Origin of the sequence: Microbacterium sp. Leaf151 (genome assembly GCF_001424225.1) — a bacterium.
In the GTDB taxonomy this organism is placed as follows: Bacteria; Actinomycetota; Actinomycetes; order Actinomycetales; family Microbacteriaceae; genus Microbacterium.
On the sequence record NZ_LMOR01000003.1, the window covers coordinates 218,343 to 238,721 of the forward strand.

General features: G+C 71.9%; 19 protein-coding genes and 1 pseudogene. 9 read left to right on the forward strand and 11 right to left on the reverse strand.

What is annotated here, in order from left to right:
* The first annotated feature begins 39 nt into the window (after nt 1-39).
* On the forward strand, nt 40-753 hold the full coding sequence (locus ASF76_RS08585; RefSeq protein ID WP_082484943.1) for a phosphatase PAP2 family protein: 714 nt from the start codon (nt 40-42) through the stop codon (nt 751-753).
* Nucleotides 754-763: 10 nt separating this feature from the next.
* The gene (locus tag ASF76_RS08590; protein ID WP_055956103.1) at nt 764-2,755 is read left to right on the forward strand and encodes a helicase HerA-like domain-containing protein; all 1,992 of its coding nucleotides are present in this window, start codon (nt 764-766) and stop codon (nt 2,753-2,755) included.
* Nucleotides 2,756-2,951: 196 nt separating this feature from the next.
* Here the strand turns inward: ASF76_RS08590 and ASF76_RS08595 are convergent, their stop codons facing one another.
* Together ASF76_RS08595 and ASF76_RS08600 are read right to left on the reverse strand one after the other, a co-directional pair.
* On the reverse strand, nt 2,952-4,421 hold the full coding sequence (locus tag ASF76_RS08595) for an MFS transporter (protein ID WP_055956105.1): 1,470 nt from the start codon (nt 4,419-4,421) through the stop codon (nt 2,952-2,954).
* Nucleotides 4,422-4,483: 62 nt separating this feature from the next.
* Nucleotides 4,484-6,034 carry a carboxylesterase/lipase family protein gene (locus ASF76_RS08600; RefSeq protein WP_055956108.1) on the reverse strand — a complete coding sequence of 517 codons (1,551 nt, stop codon included), beginning with the start codon at nt 6,032-6,034 and terminating at the stop codon, nt 4,484-4,486.
* A gap of 65 nt (nt 6,035-6,099) precedes the next feature.
* Here ASF76_RS08600 and ASF76_RS08605 point away from each other — a divergent pair, with 65 nt between their 5' ends.
* The 3 genes from ASF76_RS08605 to ASF76_RS08615 are packed head-to-tail and all read left to right on the forward strand — an operon-like array spanning nt 6,100 to nt 8,711.
* Nucleotides 6,100-7,704, forward strand: a complete 1,605-nt coding sequence (locus ASF76_RS08605; protein ID WP_055956111.1) for an SDR family oxidoreductase — start codon at nt 6,100-6,102, stop codon at nt 7,702-7,704.
* Between the two features lie 57 nt (nt 7,705-7,761).
* Nucleotides 7,762-8,244: a MogA/MoaB family molybdenum cofactor biosynthesis protein gene (locus ASF76_RS08610; RefSeq protein WP_055956114.1), complete on the forward strand. Its 483-nt coding sequence runs from the start codon at nt 7,762-7,764 to the stop codon at nt 8,242-8,244.
* Nucleotides 8,241-8,711 carry a molybdenum cofactor biosynthesis protein MoaE gene (locus ASF76_RS08615; protein WP_055956117.1) on the forward strand — a complete coding sequence of 157 codons (471 nt, stop codon included), beginning with the start codon at nt 8,241-8,243 and terminating at the stop codon, nt 8,709-8,711. The genes ASF76_RS08610 and ASF76_RS08615 overlap by 4 nt, the downstream gene beginning before the upstream one ends.
* 120 nt (nt 8,712-8,831) lie before the next feature.
* On the opposite strand, the gene ASF76_RS08620 is transcribed toward ASF76_RS08615, so the two are convergent.
* The 7 genes from ASF76_RS08620 to ASF76_RS08650 form a co-directional block, all read right to left on the reverse strand.
* Nucleotides 8,832-9,068 (reverse strand): MoaD/ThiS family protein, encoded by a 237-nt coding sequence (locus tag ASF76_RS08620; RefSeq protein ID WP_055956120.1) that lies wholly within the window; start codon nt 9,066-9,068, stop codon nt 8,832-8,834.
* A complete protein-coding gene (gene moaC / locus ASF76_RS08625; RefSeq protein WP_055956123.1) occupies nt 9,065-9,544 on the reverse strand; it encodes a cyclic pyranopterin monophosphate synthase MoaC in 480 nt (159 codons plus the stop codon). The genes ASF76_RS08620 and moaC overlap by 4 nt, the downstream gene beginning before the upstream one ends.
* A complete protein-coding gene (locus tag ASF76_RS08630; protein ID WP_055956125.1) occupies nt 9,541-10,764 on the reverse strand; it encodes a molybdopterin molybdotransferase MoeA in 1,224 nt (407 codons plus the stop codon). Before ASF76_RS08630 ends, moaC begins: the two co-directional genes overlap by 4 nt.
* A 64-nt stretch (nt 10,765-10,828) precedes the next feature.
* The gene (locus ASF76_RS08635; RefSeq protein WP_055956129.1) at nt 10,829-11,599 is read right to left on the reverse strand and encodes a HesA/MoeB/ThiF family protein; all 771 of its coding nucleotides are present in this window, start codon (nt 11,597-11,599) and stop codon (nt 10,829-10,831) included.
* Complete coding sequence (gene moaA, locus ASF76_RS08640; RefSeq protein WP_055956132.1) at nt 11,596-12,810, reverse strand: GTP 3',8-cyclase MoaA; 1,215 nt, start codon at nt 12,808-12,810, stop codon at nt 11,596-11,598. The genes ASF76_RS08635 and moaA overlap by 4 nt, the downstream gene beginning before the upstream one ends.
* A 156-nt stretch (nt 12,811-12,966) precedes the next feature.
* Nucleotides 12,967-13,923, reverse strand: a complete 957-nt coding sequence (locus ASF76_RS08645; protein WP_055956135.1) for an arginase family protein — start codon at nt 13,921-13,923, stop codon at nt 12,967-12,969.
* A gap of 154 nt (nt 13,924-14,077) precedes the next feature.
* Nucleotides 14,078-14,758 carry an SDR family NAD(P)-dependent oxidoreductase gene (locus ASF76_RS08650; protein WP_082484944.1) on the reverse strand — a complete coding sequence of 227 codons (681 nt, stop codon included), beginning with the start codon at nt 14,756-14,758 and terminating at the stop codon, nt 14,078-14,080.
* 284 nt (nt 14,759-15,042) lie between these two features.
* Here ASF76_RS08650 and ASF76_RS08655 point away from each other — a divergent pair, with 284 nt between their 5' ends.
* Nucleotides 15,043-15,438 (forward strand): TOBE domain-containing protein, encoded by a 396-nt coding sequence (locus ASF76_RS08655; RefSeq protein ID WP_055956141.1) that lies wholly within the window; start codon nt 15,043-15,045, stop codon nt 15,436-15,438.
* A gap of 84 nt (nt 15,439-15,522) precedes the next feature.
* Here ASF76_RS08655 and ASF76_RS08660 read toward each other — a convergent pair whose 3' ends face one another.
* The gene (locus ASF76_RS08660; protein WP_055956144.1) at nt 15,523-16,434 is read right to left on the reverse strand and encodes an SDR family oxidoreductase; all 912 of its coding nucleotides are present in this window, start codon (nt 16,432-16,434) and stop codon (nt 15,523-15,525) included.
* A 126-nt stretch (nt 16,435-16,560) separates the two neighbouring features.
* Nucleotides 16,561-17,404 (reverse strand): annotated as a pseudogene (locus ASF76_RS08665) (helix-turn-helix transcriptional regulator).
* A gap of 258 nt (nt 17,405-17,662) precedes the next feature.
* On the opposite strand from ASF76_RS08665, the gene modA reads away from it, so the two are divergent.
* Genes modA through ASF76_RS08680 form a run of 3 tightly spaced genes read left to right on the forward strand, consistent with a single transcriptional unit; the run spans nt 17,663 to nt 20,348 of the window.
* Entirely contained in the window at nt 17,663-18,448 is a 786-nt protein-coding gene (gene modA, locus ASF76_RS08670; RefSeq protein ID WP_055956147.1) for a molybdate ABC transporter substrate-binding protein, read from the forward strand.
* Nucleotides 18,445-19,224 (forward strand): molybdate ABC transporter permease subunit, encoded by a 780-nt coding sequence (gene modB / locus ASF76_RS08675; protein WP_055956150.1) that lies wholly within the window; start codon nt 18,445-18,447, stop codon nt 19,222-19,224. Before modA ends, modB begins: the two co-directional genes overlap by 4 nt.
* Nucleotides 19,221-20,348, forward strand: a complete 1,128-nt coding sequence (locus tag ASF76_RS08680) for an ATP-binding cassette domain-containing protein (protein WP_082484997.1) — start codon at nt 19,221-19,223, stop codon at nt 20,346-20,348. Before modB ends, ASF76_RS08680 begins: the two co-directional genes overlap by 4 nt.
* Nucleotides 20,349-20,379: the final 31 nt, after the last annotated feature.

The following is a 20,379-nucleotide window of genomic DNA, read 5'->3' on the forward strand; positions in this document are numbered from 1 at the left end:
ACCATTCCGTGGCGCCGCCCGAGACGGCATCATGAGTCGATGGATGACAGGTCGATAGGCGACAGCGCGATCGAGGTCGTGCTCGACACGCGTCCGCAGCGCTTCCGAGCCGTGGTGGGTGTCGTGCTCATCGCTCTCGCGTGCGGACTCGGGGCGTGGGTGTTCTTCCGCGGACCCAGCCCGTTCGCCATCGACGTGTGGTGGAACCAGTTGTTCGCCGCGGCGCCCTCGCAGCCGGTGTACGTGTTCGCCCTCGTGATGGACACCGTGGGAGGCCACCTCACCGCGGTGCTGATCGTGCCGCTGCTGGGGGCTGCGGCACTGTTCCTGTCGCGACGACGATGGTCGGCGGTGTACTTCCTCGCCGCGTCGGTGGGCAGTGCCCTGCTCGTGCAGGTGATCAAGCAGACCTTCGGCCGGGCGCGCCCGGAAGACATCCTCATCCTGAGCGACTACGGCTCCTTCCCCTCGGGCCACACGGCGAACGCGGCGACCATCGCAGTGGTCGCGGCGGTGCTGTTCCCCCACGTGTGGGTGCGGATGGTCGGGGTCGCCTGGGTCGTGCTGATGGCATTCAGTCGGACGTATTTGCACGCGCACTGGTTGTCGGACACGATCGGCGGGGCGCTGGTGGGGGCCGGAGCAGCCCTCGTGCTCGCGGCGGCTTTCTCGCGCCTGCGCGCCCGTGATGAGGATCGGTTGACGATTCGACGCGCCCGGAGAACGGATGCCGAGGCGGCGGCCTCGCCGTAGGCTGACGCCCATGAGCGAGCCCGGCGACGCAGCCCCCGTTCCCTCCGCAGCCGATGCCGAGGTGGCACGGCTGAGGGCCGAGGCGGAGGCGGCCGAGGCCGAACTGCGCCTGGCCCGCGCGCGTGCCGATCTCGCCGCGGCGGAGGCCGCAGCGGCGGCCGCACGCGTGCGCGCGGCGGGCGGCGACGCGGCGGGCGGCGGCGCCTCGGACGGCGGCGCGGTGGCCGGCGGCGCGGCGGATCACGCGGGGCGAGCGGAGGGAACCAGCGGCACGGCACCTGAGCCGACGACCGACCCGCAGCGCTCCGAAGATGAGACATCGGCATCAACGGCCCCCGCCGCGTCCGCACCGGTTGCGTCCGCAGCATCCGATGCTCCGCTCACCTCGGCGCAGGTCGCCGGCATCGCCGCGGGGTACGCCGCCGACGGCGCCGCGCTCGACCTCGGGGTGCTGATGAACGGGGGGCCGGTGGCATCCGTTCCCGTCCGCATCCCGCTGGCCATGGTCAACCGCCATGGCCTCGTGGCGGGGGCGACGGGCACCGGCAAGACGCGGACGCTGCAGCTGCTCGCCGAACAACTGTCGGAGAACGGTGTGCCGGTGTTCGCCGCCGACATCAAGGGCGACCTCTCCGGTGTCGCCGCCCCCGGCACCCCGAGCGGGAAACTCGCCGCCCGCACGGCCGCCCTCGGCCAGGACTGGTCGCCGCGGGCATTCCCGACCGAGTTCTACGCGCTGGGCGACGACGTGGGCTCGGGCATCCCGGTGCGGGCGACCGTATCGGGCTTCGGGCCCCTGCTGCTCAGCCGGGTGCTGGGCCTGAACGCCACCCAGGAGTCGAGCCTCGGACTCGTCTTCCACTACGCCGACGAGAAGGGCCTCGCCCTCGTCGACCTGTCGGACCTGCGCGCCGTGCTGACTCACCTCACCGGTGACGAGGGCAAGGCGGAGCTCAAGGGGATCGGCGGGCTGTCGGCCGCCACCGCGGGGGTGATCCTGCGCGAGCTGGTCGCCTTCTCCGCCGCGGGCGCGGAATCGTTCTTCGGCGAGCCCGAGCTCGACGTGCGCGTGTTCCTGAGGACGGATGCCGCGGGCCTCGGCATCGTGAGTCTGCTCGAGGTGCCGAATGTGGCATCCCGTCCGGAGCTGTATTCCACGTTCCTGATGTACCTGCTGGCCGAGCTCTACGAGGTGCTGCCCGAGGTGGGCGACGTCGATAAGCCCAAGCTGGTGTTCTTCTTCGACGAGGCGCACCTGCTCTTCCGTGACGCGTCGAAGGCGTTCCTTTCCGCCATCACGCAGACCGTGCGCCTGATCCGTTCCAAGGGCGTGGGCGTGTTCTTCGTCACGCAGACGCCGAAGGACGTGCCCGGTGACGTCCTCGCCCAACTCGGTTCGCGCGTTCAGCACGCCCTGCGCGCTTTCACCCCCGACGACGCGAAGGCGCTGCGCGCGTCGGTGCGCACCTACCCGGACTCCGGCTACGACCTCGAGCGCGTGCTGCAGGAGTTGGGAACGGGGGAAGCGATCATCACGGTGATGAGCGAGCGGGGGGCTCCGACCCCCGTCGCCTGGACGCGCATCTTCGCGCCGCGGGCGTCGATGTCGCCGATCGCCGCCGACGCGATGGCCTCGGCCGTGTCGGCATCCCCCCTCTTCTCCACCTACGGATCACCCATCGACCGCGAGTCGGCGCGCGAGATCCTCGGCGCGCGTATGCAGGCGGCGACGGAGGCCCGCGAGGCGGAGGAACGGGCGAAGAAGGCCGCCGCCGATGAGGCCGAGTACGCCAAGCAGAAGGCCGCGATCGACAAGCGCAACGCCGCCGCGCAGAAGGAGGCGCAGCGTGAGTACGAGCGGATCCTGAAGTCCACGTCGGCGCCGCGATCCCGCGCGAGCGCACCCACGCCCGGGTTGGACGGGCTGCTCGGGCGCGGGGCGACCAAGAGCATCGTGTCGGGCGTGATCCGCGGCCTGTTCGGCAACAGTCGCCGGCGCTGAACGCGCCGCGCCGCCGGCTCGCGTACCGGGGGCGGTGGTGCGGACGTCACCGTGTCGGGGCGTCCGATCCGGCCGATCCTGAGCGGGCGCGGTGGTGCGCGTCGCCATATCGGGGAATCATCGCGGAACCGGATGCCAGGGGTGTGGCATCCGATTCCGTCCGATCCGACCGGTTCCCGTGGTGGCGGGGTGCGGTTCAGGGCCGGCGGACCGCGAGCGGCATCGTCGAGGTGTCGATGAGCGGGTCGTGGTCTTGCCGCTCGACGATGGCCTCCGCCTCGGCGGGGGTCTCCACCGTCGGCATCGAGCCGAGCAGCGGCCGTCGGGCGGTCTCGCGCATCGACAGCAGGGCGATGAGCCCCAGCGCCGCGAAGAACATGATGTAGAACGCGGGCATGAGGGTGTTTCCGGTCCAGTCGATGAGGGCCTGGCTGAACAGGGGGGTCGTTCCGCCGAACAGCGAGACGGCAACGTTGTAGGCGACGGCCATGGCTCCGAAGCGGGATGCCGTGGGAAACAGCGCGGGCAGGGCGGATGCCGAGATCGCCACGTAGAACGCCACCGGCACCGCCGCCATGCACAGCGCGATCATCACCGCCCACAGCTCGCCGATCTGCATGATCAGGAACGCCGGCACCAGCAGCACGAGCGCGGAGCCCGCGGCGATCGCGTAGACGGGCTTGCGACCGATGCGATCGCTGAGGCGCCCGATGAGCGGGAGCGTCGCCGACATCACCAGCAGCACGGGGACCGTCGCAACGGCTGCCGCGATGTTGGAGATGCCGACCTCTTTCTCCAGGTAGGTGGGCATGTAGCTGGTCAGTGCGTAGCCGGCGGTGTTGGTGGCGGCCACCAGCGCGATGCCGATGAGCAGCGCGCGCCAGTGGTGGCGCACGATGCCGACCAGGCCCTGGCGGGCCATCGGGTCGTCGGCGTCGGCCTCGTGGGTACCGGCCTGTTCGAACGCCGGCGTCTCGGGGATCCGCAGGCGGAAGTAGATCGCCACGACGCCCAGCGGGATGGCGAGCAGGAACGGGATGCGCCAGCCGTACTCGACCATGGCGTTCTCTCCCGAGATCGAGGTGGTGATGGCCGTGGTCAGCGCCACCGCCGACGCGCCCGCGGCGAAGCCCACGTAGGAGCCCACGTCGAGCCACGATGACCAGAAGCCGCGGCGGCGGTCGGGGGAGAATTCCGAGACGTAGGTGGTCGCTCCGGCGTACTCGCCGCCCGTGGAGAAGCCCTGCACCATCTTCAACAGGTACAGCGGCACGATCGCCCACAGCCCGATCTGCGCGGAGGTGGGCAGGATGCCGATGAGCGCGGTCGCCGTGGCCATCATCGCCATCGTGAGGAACAGCACCTTCTGCCGACCGATGCGGTCGCCGAGGGGGCCGAGGACGAAACCACCGAAAGGACGCACGAGGAACGAGATCGCGAAACCCAGGAGGGTGACCAGCAGCCCCCACGGGTCGGGGACGTCCGAGGCGAACACCGCGGTGAGCGTCAACGCGAGGTAACCGTAGATACCGAAGTCGAACCACTCCATGAAGTTGCCGACGACGGTGCCGCCGATGGCGGTGCGCACGCGTTTCGTGTCGACGACGATGACGTCGTCGACCTCGAGACGGGGGGAGGGGGATGCCGAGGGAGTGTTCTCGTTCATTCTTCTACCCCTACCCCGATCGCCGCGAGGTCGCCAGTCGGGGCACCGGGGGCGGGGTCGTGCTAGCGGAAGGCCAGCACGCCGTCACCCCACGCACGTCGGAGGTCGGCGTCGAGGTCGTCGACGATGCGGTCGTTCCGGTCGATGACGAGAGTTGCGCGGGAGTCGACCGTGTACGCGGGCCAGTCGGGGGCACCGGATGCCGATGGCGCCCGACCGTACGCGAACGCGCTCCAGCGTTGCTGCATCCGCGTCGACAGCTCTTCTCCGGCGCGGCGCCCTCCGAGGCGGAAGGTCGGGTCTTTCGGACCGCCGTCGAGGGTGCCCCACACGTAGATCAGCTCGCTGCCGTGCGTGGCGCCCAGGCGCACGAGACGGAAGAACGGTGTGCAGTGATCGAAGCGGTAGAGGTGCACGGGCGCGACGGCGGCGTGACCCTCGGCCACCCACAGCGTGGGCAGGCGGAAGCCGATGTCGCCGGCGATGCCGAGGCCCAGCGCGCGATGGCGGACGTGCTCGTACGCGGTGAGCACCTGTGAGCGCTCCGGCAGCACGACGTCGGGGTTCTCGGCGGCCATGTCGGCGAACATCCGCTCGATGCGGTCGCCGGTGACGGGGATGAGCGGCGACTTCATGTAGACGAAGAGCGACGCCTCGTCTTTGTTCGTGCCGATCATCAGGGGCACGGGGAGTCCACGTCCCTCGCGCAGCACCGTCACGGGCGCCTCGGGCACGAGGTCGCCGTCGACGGTCGGGGCGAACGCGAGGGTCCCCGGGTCGTGCTCGGGCACCTCGGCGAAGAGGCGCTGACCGGCCGCCGCCAGGGTCGCGGGGCTCATCTCCCGCAGTTGGCGGGCGGCGTCGGGCGCATCAGGGTCGACACCGAGCGACTGGACGAACCGCGTCGCGACCTTGCCCGCGCGCTCGCGGCCGTAGACGCTCGACGCCGGCGACGACTCGGCGATGGCGCGGTGGAAGAGTCCGGATGCCGACGGTGTGGCCAAGAGCGTCGTGACGACGCCGCCGCCCGCGGACTCGCCGAACAGCGTCACCCGATCGGGGTCGCCGCCGAACGCGGCGATGTTGCGCTGCACCCAGGTCAGCGCGAGGAGGACGTCGCGAAGGCCCAGGTTGCCCTCGAACCCGGCGCCCGGGAGAGCCGCGTCGATACCGAGGAAGCCGAGGGTGCCCAGGCGGTAGTTCAGGGTCACCACGATCACGTCGCCCGCCACGGCCAGATGAGCGCCGTCGTAGGTGCGCTGGCTCGCGGCACCGAACACGTATGCGCCGCCGTGCACCCATACCATCACCGGGCGGGGCGACGGTGTCTCGGCATCCGGAGCCCAGACGTTGAGGAACAGGCAATCCTCATCTTGCGCGATGCCGTCGCCGAGCGGCAGGGGGCTGGGCGGCTGCGGGCACGCCGCGCCGAAGGAAACGGCGTCGACCTCCTCGACCGCGTCGGGCGCGGCGCGCGGCGTGCGCCACCGGAGGTCCCCGACGGGGGCCCGGCCGTAACGGATGCCCAGCCACCGGCGAGCCCCTGCTCCGACGCGACCGCGGAAGGATCCGGCGGGGGCCTCGGCGAGCGGGCCGGGGGACGCGTCGATCACGCGCCCACCCTAGCGCCGCCGTCAAGCCCCCGGGGATGTCGGAGGCCCGGCGTACGGTGACGGGCATGAGCGAGCTGACCACACCCACCGGCCGCGAACCCGCCCTCGTCGCGCAGCCCCGTGACGACGGCTCGGCACCGCGCGCCCTCGTGCTCGGCGCCACCGGATATCTGGGTGGGCGCCTCGTTCCGCGCCTGATCGCGGCGGGCTACCGCGTGCGCGTGCTCGCGCGCGACCCCCGGCGCGCGACGGCGTTCCCGTGGGGCGGCGACGTCGAGGTCGTACAGGGCGATGCGACCGATACCTCGGCCGTCACCGAGGCCGTGGAAGACGTCGACGTCGTCTACTACCTGATCCACTCGATGGGCGGCGGCCGCGACTTCGAGAGCACCGACCGGCGCGCGGCGCAGACCGTCGCGGACGCGGCCGCCGCGGCATCCGTGCGTCGCATCGTGTACCTCGGTGGCCTGCACCCGCTCGACACGCCCCTCTCGGCCCACCTGCGCTCTCGCGTCGAGGTGGGCGACATCCTGCTCGCCAGCGGGGTGCCCACCCTGGTGCTGCAGGCCGGTGTCGTCATCGGCTCGGGCTCCGCGTCGTTCGAGATGGTGCGTCACCTCACCGACGTGCTGCCGTACATGCCCGCGCCGAAGTGGGTGCGCAACTTCATCCAGCCGATCGCGGTGCGCGACGTGCTGCACTACCTGCTGGGGGCGGCGCGCGTGGCGCCCAACGTCAACAGGGCCGTCGACATCGGCGGACCCGACGTGCTGCGGTACGGGCAGATGATGAACGGCTACGCCCTCGAAGCGGGCCTGAACCAGCGTCCGATCGCGTCGCTGCCCGTGCTCACGCCGCGGCTCGCGTCGCACTGGGTCAACCTCGTCACACCGATTCCGAAGGCGATCGCGCGCCCGCTCGTGGAGTCGCTGCAGAACGACTGCGTGGTCAAGGACCGCGCGGTCGACGACCTCATCCCGCGTCCCGAGGCGGGACTCATGCCCTACCGCGAGGCGGTCCGCCTGGCGATGAGGCGCGTCAACAACGACGACATCGAGACCAGTTGGCTGGATGCCGAGGTCTCGGGCGTTCCGAGCGACCCGCTGCCGAGCGACCCCGACTGGGCCGGCCGTCTGGTCTACACCGACAAGCGCTCGATGACGACGACGGCGAACGCCAAGCAGCTGTGGTCGGTGATCGAGGGGATCGGCGGAGAGAACGGCTGGTACTCCTCGCCGCTGCTCTGGGCGATCCGCGGCTGGATGGACCGGCTCGTCGGCGGCGTGGGCCTCGCGCGCGGACGCCGCAGCCGTTCCGTCGTCACCGTCGGCGACGCGCTGGACTTCTGGCGCGTCGAGGCCATCGAACCCGGCAGCCTGCTGCGGCTGCGTGCCGAGATGAAGGTCCCCGGCGGGGCATGGCTCGAGCTGCGTGCGACCCCCGAGGGTGACGGAGCCCGCTTCGACCAGCGTGCACTGTTCTTCCCCACGGGTCTCGCCGGGCGGCTCTACTGGCTCGCGGTCCTGCCGTTCCACGGGCTGATCTTCAGCGGCATGGCGCGACGCATCACCGCTGCTGCCGAGCACGTGCAGCGCGAAGACCCCGAGCCGCAGTCCGAGGCGGGACGCATCGCACCGGAGGTGCCCGAGGTCGAGACGATCGGCGGATGACGGCGGTGTCGCCCGCCCGCGGGGCCTGTGACATCCTGGCGCGCCTAGGCTGATCCCGTGCCGCATGCCGCCCGGGTGATCACCGTTTCCGACCGTTCCGCCGCCGGACTCCGCGAAGACCGGGGTGGTCCGCTCGCCGTCTCGCTGCTGCGCGAGGCAGGGTTCGACTGCGCCGATGCGATCGTCGTCCCCGACGGTGCCGACAGCGTGCAGAGTGCCCTGCGCGCAGCCGTCTCGGCGGGCCCCGGGCTCGTCGTCACCACCGGCGGCACGGGCATCGCACCGCGCGACCGTACGCCCGAGGGCACGGCCCGGGTGCTGGACCGCGAGCTTCCCGGCATCGCCGAAGAGCTCCGCCGTCGTGGCCTGTCCGACACCCCTCTCTCGATCATCTCCCGGGGGCTCGCCGGCATCGTCGACCCGGGCACGCTGATCGTCAACCTGCCCGGGTCGACCCGAGCCGTGGCATCCGGGGTCGCGGTGATCGCGGAGGTCGCGCCGCACGTGCTCGACCAACTCGCCGGAGGAGACCACGCATGACCACGCCCGACAGCGGTTCGCCGTCCGACCTTCCTCTTCGGGGCTCCGTGCGCATAGCGCGCCTCTCCGAGACGCCGCTCGATCTCGACGCGCACCTCGACGCTGTCGAAGACGCGTCATCGGGAGCCGTGACCACCTTCGTCGGGCGCGTGCGCGACACCGACCCCGACGCGTCCGACGCCGTCATCGCGCTCGAGTACAGCGCGCACCCCGACGCCGAGCAGGCTCTGCACCGCATCGCCGCCGCGGCGGCCGAGGGGACCGACGCGATCGTCGCGGTCAGCCACCGGGTGGGGCGCCTGGGCGTCGGCGAGGCGGCGGTCGTGATCGCCGTGGCATCCGGTCACCGCGCGGAGGCGTTCGAGGTCTGCCGACGTGTGATCGAGACCATCAAGACCGAGCTGCCCGTGTGGAAGCGGCAGGTCGAAGCCGACGGCACGACGGCGTGGAAGGGGCTGGGGGGATAGCGCTGCGCTGCCCGTAAGACGCGTCTTCCTCGCAGGCTTTCGGCCGTGTCGTGCGAGATCCGCGCGTTTGTGCGTGGAACGTGCGCGTGGAGGCGGCGGTGCACTCGTCCGCCGCGCGACTCAGCCGCCGGCGAAGGGCGGCAGCACGTCGACGTAGGTGACATCCGCGAGCGGGGCGTCGTCGTCGTGGCGGGTGCCGTCGACGAGCACGGCACAGCGGTCCAGGATGCCGCCGAGCGCGGGGTGGTCGACGACGACCGCGGTGCGCAGGGCCATGAGGGTCGACTCGGTGCGGTCCTCGGCATCGGTGCCGGCGGCCTCGGCGGCGGCGGCGAAGTAGCGGACGCGGACGCTCACAATTCCTCCCCAGGACGCACCCAGTCGCCGGATTTGCCGCCGGTCTTCGACACGATGCGCACGTTCTCGATGAACGTGCCCTTGTCCATGCCCTTCACCATGTCGACGATCGCGAGGGCGGCGACCGAGACGCTCGTGAGCGCCTCCATCTCGACGCCCGTGCGGTCGGCGGTGCCGACGGTGGCTTCGATCTCGACCCCTTCGTCGGTGATGGCGAGGTCCACCGAGGCGCGGTGAACGCCGATGACGTGCGCGAGGGGAAGGAGGGCAGGCGTGGACTTCGCGGCCTGGATGCCGGAGATGCGGGCCACGGCCAGCACGTCGCCCTTGGGGGCGGTGCCGCCGCGGAGGGCGTCGACGACCTCGGGTGCGCACCGGACGAAACCGCGAGCGGTCGCGGTGCGGACGGTGGGCTGCTTCAGCGTGACGTCGACCATGCGGGCGTGGCCCGCGGCATCCAGGTGGGTGAAGGTCATGGAATCAGCATGACATCGAGCGGGTCGCCCACCGACACCGCGGAGACGTCGGCCGGCACGATCGCGAACGCCCCGGCGCGCGCGAGCGAGGCGGCCAGGTGCGATCCGGAACCACCCGCGGTGGCCGGGCGGACGGTGCCGGTGACGAGATCGACGACGGCGGGGAGGTACTGGCGGCGGCCGGGCGGGGTCGTCCAGCTCTCGGATGCCGTGAGCCGGGCGAGACGTCGATCGACGGTGGTGCGCCCCTGCAGGGCGAGCAGCGCCGGACGCACGAACACCTCGAACGACACCGCGACGCTCACGGGATTGCCGGGCAGCCCGAACACCAACCGGCCGTCATCCAGAACACCGAAGGCCTGCGGCTTGCCGGGCTGCATGGCGACCTTCTCGAAGGCGATCCGGTCGGAGAGGGCGAGGCGGACGGGCTCGTAGGCACCGGCGCTCACTCCGCCGGTGAACACGACGACATCGGCGCGGGTGGCGCGCGCCAGCACGGCGTCGATGCCCGCGGGATCGTCGCCGATACGGTCGACGAGCTCGATGTCGGCGTCGGCGTCGGCGACGACGGCCGCCAGCAGCGTCGCATTCGAGTCGGGAGTCTGACCGCGGCCGGGCGCGTGGCCGGGCGCGACCAGCTCGCTACCGGTGGAAACGATCGCGACGCGGGGGCGGCGCGTGACGGTGACCGTGTCGACGCCCGCGGCCGCAGCGGCACCCAGGGCGAACGCGCCGAGACGCTCACCGGGAGAGAGCACCGCGTCGCCGGTGCGGGTGTCGCCGCCTCGGCGGCGGATGAACGCGCCGGTGGCCGTCGGCGCGCGGAGCACGGTCACGGCGCCCAGTGAATCGGCGAGTCCGCCGACGGTGTCCTCGAACGGCACGATGGCGTCGGCGTCGGCGGGGACGACGGCACCCGTCATGATGCGAGCGGCCTCGCCGGGGGCGAGCGCGGGGTCGTCGGCGGTGCCGGCGGGGAGGTCGGCGACCACGCGCAGAGTCACGGCGTTCCCGGCATCCGCCCCCTCGACGTCGGCGAAGCGCACGGCGAAACCGTCCATCGAGGAGTTGTCGAAGCCCGGTAGGTCGTGCGCCGCGAGCACCGGTTCGGCGAGGGTTCGGCCCGACGCCTCCGACAGCGGCACCGACTCGGCGGGCAGCAGGGCGACGGCGGCGAGCACTCGGGCGCGGTGCTCTTCGACGGTGAGGAGGGCGGTCACGAGGGGAACCTTCCGGACGGGGATGAGACGGATGCCGGGACTGTCAGCACGCGAAACCGGCGGGTCATGGTCGCCGCGCCCCGGCGAGCGGGAGGACGTCGTGCCGGGCGCGCAGCGCGTCGATGATGACGAGACGCCCGAGGAGGGGCTCACCCGCTCCCGTGACGAGCTTGATCGCCTCGGTCGCGAGAAGCCCGCCGACCTGGACGCACAGCGAGCCGAGCACGCCGACCTGGGCGCACGTCGGGGGTTCACCGGCAGAACCGGGCGGGAAGAGGTCGCCGAGGACGACGGCCGCGTATCCCTCGGGCGGATGCGACCAGAACACCGTCACCTGCGCCGCCCATTCCTGCACCGCGCCCCAGACGAGGGGGATGCCGAGGGCTTCGGCGCTCGCTGCGACGGCCTCGCGCGTGTCGAACGTGTCGCTGCCGTCGATGACGAGGTCGGCACCCGCGAACAGCTCGAGGGCATTGTCGGAGGTCAGCCGGAGGTTTCGTTCGTGAACGACGGTGAGCGGCGACAGGTCGCGAACGGCGCGGGCGGCGGATGCCGTCTTCGCGGTGCCGATGTCGGCAACGCGGTGCGCGAGCTGGCGTTGCAGGTTCGTCCGCTCGACCGTGTCGTCGTCGATGATCACGAGCTCGCCCACCCCGGCCGCGGCGAGCGAGAGCAGCACGGGGGAGCCGAGGCCGCCGGCACCCACCACGGCGATGCGGGCGGCGGCGAGGCGACGCTGCCCCTCCTCGCCGATGCCCGTGAGCACGGCGTGACGGGCGGTGCGGATGAGCTCCTCCGGGGCGAGGGATGCCACGGGCTCGACGAGCGGCCTCATCCGCCGATCGCGCTCATCGTGCGCTCGGGCTGGACGAAGTCGGGGCGCGCGAGTCCGACCCGGTCGGAGCCGTGGGCGCGGGGCTTGGTCCACATGGCATCCCGCCAGATCTGCGCGAGCCCCTCGTCGTCGGCGCCGTCACGGAGCGCCGTGAGCAGGTCGGTCTCTTCGTGCGAGAACAGGCACGAGCGGATGCGACCGTCGGCGGTGACGCGCGTGCGCGAGCAGGCGGAGCAGAACGGCTCGGTCACCGACGAGATGATGCCGACGTGTCCGGCTAGCGTCGTCTCGCCGTGGCGGCGCACCTCCCAGCGTTCGGCGGGGGCGGCGCCCCGGCCACGCGGATCGGCGGTCAGGCTGAAGCTCTGCTCGATGGCCGCGCGGATGTCACGCGCCGGGATGACGTTGGTCGCGCTCCATGAACGATCGCCGTCGAGCGGCATGTCCTCGATGAACCGCATCTCGAAGCCGTTCGACACGGCCCAGTCGACGAGCGGCACGACTTCGGTGTCGTTGATGCCCCGCAGCAGCACCGCGTTGATCTTGATGGGCCCGAGACCGGCCGCGCGGGCGGCCTGGAGGCCGGCCAGCACTTTGTCGAGGTGGGGGCGGCGGGTGAGCTCGGCGAAGGTCTCGGGGTGCAGGGTGTCGAGTGAGACGTTCACGCGCGTGAGCCCCGCGTCTTTCAGCGCCTGCGCGCGGCGGTCGAGGCCGACGGCGTTGGTCGTCATCGAGATCGGCAGGTCGGGGTTGTCGGCGCGGATGCCGGCGATGATGAACTCGAGGTCCTTGCGCACGAGGGGTTCACCGCCGGTGAGGCGCAGTTCCTCGGCGCCGAGCGACTGCACCGCCACGCGGACGATGCGGCGGATCTCATCGGTGCTCATCAGCTGCGACTGCGGGAGCCACGGCATCCCGTCGGCCGGCATGCAATACGTGCAGCGCAGATTGCACTTGTCGACCACCGAGACGCGCAGGTCGGTGGCGACGCGGCCGAAGCGGTCTTGCAGGCCGCCGTCGGTCGGGGCGCCGGTGGCGCGGACAGCGCCGGGTTCGCGCTGCGGTCCGGGCCGCTGCGGGTCTGCCGGTCGGGGCCCTCCGGTGGAACGGATCGCGCCGAGCTGGGCGGCCGGGCCTGCTGCCGACGTGACGGTGGCGCCGAGCGGCACGGACACCGGACGCGATGTCGCGTGTGCGTGGTCGGCATCCATGGCTTGAGCCTAGGTCAGCCGCGCGGGGGCGGGGGCGGGCCGAGACGGAGTGGGAGCAGTTTCGTGGATTCGAGAAGTCCACCGTCGGGCTGGTGGTGAACCGCGCGGGGACGTGAGCGAATCTGTCCGCCTCCCTCTCCTACGACGCGTGAGCGCTCAACGGGAAGGGGGCGCATCCGGGGCGAAGGCTGCCCCCAGGGCCGATACGAGGCGGGGGAGCGCGGTGGGGTCGGACGCGGCGTGGGCGGGGACGAGCTGCCCGATCGACAGGCCCCAGCAGTTCTCGTGGTGGACGAGATGGGACAGCGCTCGGCCCACCATCTCGATGGTCGGGCCGCTGTTGCGCCCGTTGACGTTCTCTGCGATCGGAGCGTCTAGGAAGTCGAGGACGTCGACGTCGAGGTGCACGACGAAGGGCCCGTCATCGAGGTGGGCTATCGCCCGATGTGCCGCTGCGGTGGGGTCGGCGCACAGCGCGGCCTGATCGACGACACCGATCTTCAGAACGTCGAGCTGTTCGCGCTCCCACGCAGTGGCCTGTCGAGCGGGATCCGCGCCGAGGTAGACGAGGTCGGATGGATCGAGGACGGGCGCGCCATCACCTGTCGATGCGAGTTCGGAGGCGGTGCCGTCGAGTCCGAGAGCGTGCGCCATGCCCATCCAGCTCAACGAACCCTCGGTCGTCGACCGCGGCGTGTTCAGGTCGAGGTGCCGGTCGATGTAGATCAGACGCGGACGGGCGCCGGCTATCTTCATCGCCCGGCAGATGCCGAACGCGACCATGCAACTCCCTCCGATCACCAGAAGCCGTCGGCCGCCCGCAAGGAGTGCTCCCGCCGCCTCCGCGAGCTCCGTCGACGCCTGGGCTTCCTCGCCGACGTTCTGGACGAACGGGCTCGCGTGGTCGGGGTGCCAGACGCGTGTCGTCAGGTCGCCCGCATCGACAACCGGCGTCCCGCCGAGAGCGAGCGCCTCGAGCAGGCCCGCCTCCCTCAACGCGGCCGGGGCGCCTTCGACGCCGATGCAGTATGCGCTCACGCTGTTGGGGACGCCGAGGACGGTCACGCGATATCCGTCGCGGGCAAGGGTGAGATCGCGCTCGTCCTTCGTCACGGGTCCATTGCATCGTGACGGGCGTGGTTTGTCGACCAGCGCTCGGGCACCGGCGCCGGCGCTGACCCGCCGCGTGGCTCACGTGAAGCCAATCATGTGGATCTCGTACCAGCGGTCGGTATCGCTCCGGTCACCGAGATCACTCGGGCGGTGGTTAGCGTCGTCGAGCTGCCGCCGCCGTCATCCCGACCGCGGCGGCAAGAGTGAGGGCGAGGGTGGAGAAGACGGGTCGGCGGTGGCGGATGGCCCACGTCTGGGGGCTGAACGAGTGGGCGTCGTCGGAGAATATGCCTCGGGCGCCGTGGTCGCCCGCGACAGGCTCCCACAGGTTCGCGGGCTGCGTAGAGCGAGGCTTGCCCGTCTCAACCTGCCCGCTGTACGCGGTCTTCGCGAGGAACCAGTCGAGGAACCGGCCGGCGAATCGCGCGCCGAGGATGGTGGCCGCCGTGGGTTCGCCCACCCACGTGCGTCGACGTGGAACGTCCGCAACGTCCGCGATCGCACGTGCGCCGACTTCGGGTTCGAAGATGGGAGGCACGGGCTGGGGGTGTTCGGGGAAGTTCGACTTGACCCAGCCGAACTGCGTCGTGTTCAGCGCGGGCATGTCCACCAGTGACACCGCTACGTCGCTGTGATTGTGCGTGAGTTCCGCGACAACGGCGTCGGTGAAGCCATGGACGGCGTGTTTCGCGCCACAGTAGGCCGCCTGCAACGGGATCCCGCGATGGGCGAGGGCCGAACCGACCTGGATGACGTGCCCCGTCCCGCGAGAAGTCATCCGGCTGAGCGCCGCACGCGGCCCTCCCGTTACTACCGCCACACCACGCGCGCTCATCGTTACCCCTCATCACCGGTTAGCTTCGCGGCAACCGTACGTCCCACACTCACCATCGAGAGGGGGTTGTGGGACGCCTCCCCGTCATACCCGAGAGCGGGCTGAGCCTCCCGGCGCTCACCGGCGGAGTGGTCGGCCGCAGACCGATACTGCGGGTCCCCTCGGTGTGAAACCCCGTCGCCACACCCGAGGCGGCGCACAACGTCAGGAGCCCCGAACGCACCCCCTGTGTCATCCCCGAGACCGTCCCACGCCCCGGCGGACTCAGGCGCTACGGTCGGGGGATGCCAAACACCTTCCGCATCGCGACGGCCGCGCGCCTCCTCGGAGTGAGCGACGACACGGTGCGTCGGTGGATCGACCAGGGCGTGCTTCCGACGACGGGGTCCTCGCCGGTGGAGATCCCCGGCGCCGCCCTCGCCGAGCGCGCGGTCGCTCTCGCCGACGAGCCCGATGACCCGACCGGCATCACCTCCAGTGCCCGTAACCGGTTCGTCGGGATCGTTACCCGCGTGCAGATCGACGGGGTGATGGCGCAGGTCGACCTGCAGTGCGGTCCGCACCGGGTGGTGTCGCTGATGTCGGCCGAGGCGGCGAACGAGCTGGCGCTCGAACCTGGCTCGCTCGCGGTGGCGTCGGTCAAGGCGACGGTCGTGACGGTGGAGGCTCCGCGCGATTGAGGCGCGCATCACGCCACCCACAACCGAGGTGGTGCGTGGCGAGGCCCGCGCGGCGGGGTACCGGCGCAGCCGCGCGCTCGAGCGTCAGACGGCGAATCGCGGACCGATGCCGTCGATGGTGAGGTCCCAGAGCTTCCGCGCGTCGCCGACGTCGCGGAAGGGCTCCCACAGCGCGATCGGGCGGGCCGGGCCGCCGACGAGCCGTGAGGGCCCGAAGAAGGTGCCGCTGGATGCCGGAGCGGTTGCGGCGAGCACGGCGGGTTCGGCGGCCGATGCCACGGTGCCGGTGACGTGCAGGCGCGAGAGCAGCCGGATGACACGGCGGGCGCCGAGTTCGCGCGAGCGGCCGAGACCTGGTTGTGCCGCGAGCAGGTTGGTGGGCGAGACGCCGGGGTGCGCCAGGGTGCTGGTGATCTGCCATCCCTGGGCGCGGCTGCGGCGTTCGAGCTCCTGGGCGAAGAGGCCGATGGCGATCTTCGACTGCGTGTACGAGGCCATCGCGTCGTAGGGAGTGGCGTCGATGGCATCCTCGCGCAGACGCCCCCGGCGGGCCGCGATGCTCGTCTGGTGCACGATGCGCGCGCGACCCTCGCGCAGCAGCGGGAGCAGGCCGAGAGTGAGTGCCGCGTGACCCAGGTGGTTCGTGCCCCATTGCAGCTCGAAGCCGTCGGAGGTCGTCTGCCGGTCCGGTGGGGTCATGACGCCCGCGTTGTTGACGAGCAGGTGCACGGGCCGCCCCTCCCCGCGGAGCTCGGTGACGAGAGCGTGCACCGAGTCCAGACTCGCGAGGTCGAGCGTGCGCGTCGAGGCCTCGGCATCCGGGACCTCTCTGCGCAGAGCGTCGAGCGCGCGGCGGCCCTTCTCGGGGGAGCGGACGGGCAGGACGACCTCCGCGCCGAGGGAGGCGAGACGCGTCGCGATGACCGTGCCGATGCCGTCGCTGGCGCCGGTGACGACGGCCAGACGGCCGTGGAGGGGAGAAGAGGTGGGGGACATGGTGGGTCCTTTCGCGTCGATGTCTCGATGCTCTCGCCGCCGCCCCCAGCGAGCCAGTGCCCGCTCAGCCGCTGTTCGGCGATCCACCCCTCGCGCCACACGTTGCGGCACGCGCGACCGGACAGTTCAGCGCGCAGCGGTGGAGGGCGCGCCGATGACCGCCAGCAGGCGGAGCTTGTCCGCGCTCTCGCTGCCGGGTTGCGCGGTGTAGACGAGCAGGCGGTGCGACTGTTCGGGGTCGAGGAGCGTTTGGCACGACAGGTCGAGGTGCCCGACCTCGGGGTGGTGGAACCGTTTGACCTCGGGGGGCCGTGCGCCGACCTCGTGCGCGTCCCACAGCCCGGCGAACTCCGCACTGCGGCCGCGGAGATCGCTGGCCAGCTCGGCCGCGCGAGCCCTCGCCCCGCGCGGCGACGAGCTCACGCAGCCCCGCCGCATAGACCCGCGAGAGAACCGCGACTTCGTCGGAAGGGTACGCGGTGCGAGTGGTCGGATCGGTGAACCAGCGGTACCCGAGACTCCGCGCGGGACCCGTGCGCCGCGACGCGTCGCCGAGGAGGGCAACCCCGAGGCGACTCTGGCGCAGGGTCTCGCCGAGCTCCGAGACGATCTCGGCGGGGGTGTCGTCGAGACGGTCCAGCACGCGCAGCATCCCGGGGCTGACGTGCTCCGTGCCGGAGTGGCGGGAGGGCGGCTGATGTCCCGCCAGCCGGAAGAGGTGATCGCGCTCGGCAAGGCTGAGGTGCAGGCCCTGCGCGAGGGAGATCAGCATCTGCTCCGAGGGGGTAGGGCCCGTGCCGCGTTCGAGACGGGCGTAGTAATCGGTGGACATGTGGCAGAGCAGGGCCACCTCCTCGCGACGCAGGCCCGCCGTCCGTCGTCGCACGCCGCGCGCGAGCCCGACATCCTCGGGCTGCAGGGACTCGCGGCGGCGTTGGAGGAAGTCGCCCAGGCCGGTCAGGTCGCTCATATCGTCGCTCGCATCCCTTGTTCCTACCGCGCTGCGCGGGGTCGTGCCAGGACTCGCCGGTCCACCCCTCGCGCTCGGAGTGGCGGCTCCGTGGTCGGGCCCGCGAGGGTGCACCCGGCTGACTGAGCGGTTTCAGCTTGCGACCGAGATGTCAGCGAAATGCACTTCGCTGTGAAAGCGGCCTCGTTGCGGCCAGGAGTCCGCATATGCGGAATAATGGGGGCGGTGGCGGTCCTCCGGCGTCGCCGGAAGGATGCCATGTCTCGCTCTGTCCGTCTTCTCGCCCTTCTGGGCGCGGCGGCTTTCCTCGCCGGGTGCGCCAGCGCTTCCACCCCCGCTGCGCCCGCCCCCGCGGCATCCGGATCCGCCGCGTCGTCCGGTGAGCTGTCGGGAACCGTCGAGGTCTACGCCGCGGCCTCCCTGCAGCGCTCGTTCGATGAGATCGCGACGGCGTTCGAGCAGGAGCACCCGGGCGTCACGGTGAGCGCGGTCTACGACGGATCGAGCACGCTCGCCACGCAGATCGGCGAGGGTGCTCCCGCGGACGTCTTCGCCTCGGCCGACGAGAAGAACATGGCCAAGGTCACCGCCCAGGCGCCGGACCCTCAGGTGTTCGCGGGGAACACCCTCGTCATCGCCGTGCCGAAGGGGAACCCCGGCGGTGTCCGGACCCTCGCCGACCTCGCGCGCGTCACGACCGTGCTCTGCGCGCCCGAGGTCCCCTGCGGTGCGGCCTCGGCGACGCTGCTGTCGAACGCGGGCGTGAGCGTGAGCGCGGCGAGCTCGGAGCAGAACGTGACCGCGGTGCTCACGAAGGTCGCGGCATCCGAAGCCGACGCCGGGCTCGTCTACGCCACCGACGTCGTCGGGCGCGATGACGTCGAAGCGATCGTGCCCGAGGGCGCCGACGCGGTCGTCAACCGCTACCCGATCGCTGCGCTCGCCGAGGCGCAGAACCCCGATGCGGCGTCCGCGTTCGTCACCTTCGTGCTGTCGGACGAGGGACAGCAGATCCTCGCCGACGCCGGTTTCCGCGCGCCGTGAGAGTCGAGGGATACGTCCCGCGCTGGCTGATCGTGCCGGCGGTCGTCGGGCTGCTCTTCCTGCTCGTGCCGTTGACGGCGCTCATCGCCCGCGTCGAGTGGGCGACGCTGTGGAGCGACATCACCTCGGATGTCGCGCTGTCGGCACTCGGTCTGTCGCTGTCGACGGGGGCGGTGGCGACCGCGCTCTGCGCGATCGTCGGCGTCCCTCTCGCCGTTGTCATCGCGCGGAGCCCCGCTCGCATCGCGGCGCTGCTTCGGGCACTGGTCACCGTGCCGCTCGTGCTGCCGCCGATGGTCGGTGGCGTGGCGCTGCTCTATCTCTTCGGGCGGAACGGCTGGTTCGGCGCGCTCGGGCTGCCCTTCTCCACACCCGCCGTGGTGCTCGCGCAGGTGTTCGTCGCCCTGCCGTTCCTCGTGCTCGCCGTGGAGGGCGCGTTGCGCAGCACCGGGGTCGAGTTCGAGCGTGCCGCGGCATCGCTCGGCGCGTCGCGCGCGACGATCCTGCGGCGCGTGACCCTGCCGCTCGCCGCACCGGGGATCGTCGCCGGTGTCGTGCTGTGCTTCGCCCGCGCGATCGGAGAGTTCGGCGCGACAGCGTTGTTCGCCGGCAACCGCCCCGGCGTGACCCAGACGATGCCGCTCGCGATCTACACGGCGTTCAATGGCGCGGGGGTCTCGCAGGGCACGGCCGTGGCGCTGTCGCTGCTGCTGCTGGTGACGGCGGTCGCGGTATTGCTGCTCGTTCGCGGGTGGCGGCCGGGGGTGGGGCGATGAATGGCGGCGGCGGTCGCGTCGACGGCGGCGCGGGATCTTCTCCGGATGCCGCGGTGCCCGGGTCGCCCGCGCGTGCTGACGAGGGTGATCGGGATGCCGCGGCGCTCCGCGCCCACGTCGTCGTGCGTCGTCGGGACTTCGAGGTCGACGTCTTCCTCGAGGTGGCCGCAGGAGAGACCGTTGCCCTCATGGGCCGCAGCGGCGCCGGCAAGTCGACGGTGCTGGGCGCGCTCGCCGGGCTCACGCCGCTGGACGGCGGCGAGATCGTCTTCGACGGACGGGTGCTCGACCGCCCTCCGCGTGTGCGGACCGCCCCGATGCACCGCGGCATCGTGCTGCTCGGGCAGGATGCCCGGCTCTTCCCGCACCTCACCGCGCGCGAGAACGTCGCCTTCGGTCCGAGGGCGGCCGCGGTCTCGGCATCCGTCGCTCGGACCTCAGCAGACGAGTGGTTGGCGCGGGTGGGGCTCCCGGGCGCGGGCGATCGTCGTCCCACGCAGCTGTCGGGCGGCGAGCAGCAGCGCGTTGCGGTCGCCCGAGCCCTCGCGGCTGCGCCGCGGGTCGTGCTGCTCGACGAGCCGCTCGTGGCCCTCGACGCGGTGACGGCGTCGGAGATCCGCGCGATGCTGCGCGAGCGCCTCGACGGGGTCACGACGATCGCGGTGACGCACGACGCCGTCGACGCCGCCGCCCTGGCGGACCGGCTCCTCATCGTCGAGCGGGGGCGGGTGACGCAGGAGGGACCCGTCCGGGAAGTGCTGGCGGCACCGGCGACCGAGGTCGCGGCGAAGATCGCCGGGCTCGAACGCATCGTCGGGGTTGCGCGGGGCGGAGCATTCGTCCGGGAGGGGCTGCGGCTCGAGTCGACGGATGCCGCGTCACGCGCGCTCGCCGCCAGGGACGGCGTCACGCTGGCCGCCGTCTTCCGCGCGGCCGACGCACGCCTGGGGGAGGGGGCGCCGGCCAGGGTCTCGCACCTGGAGTCGACCCCGACCGGCGTGCGTGTCGTGCTCGACGTCGGCGCGGCCGAGGTCTCACCGCGCGAGGCGGTGGGGCTCCGCCCCGGCGACGACGTGCTGATCGGTGTCGCGCCGGGTCACGTGCGGTTCGTCGCGGCGACCTGAACCGCCGGGGCGTCTCGTCAGGGTCGGTGTG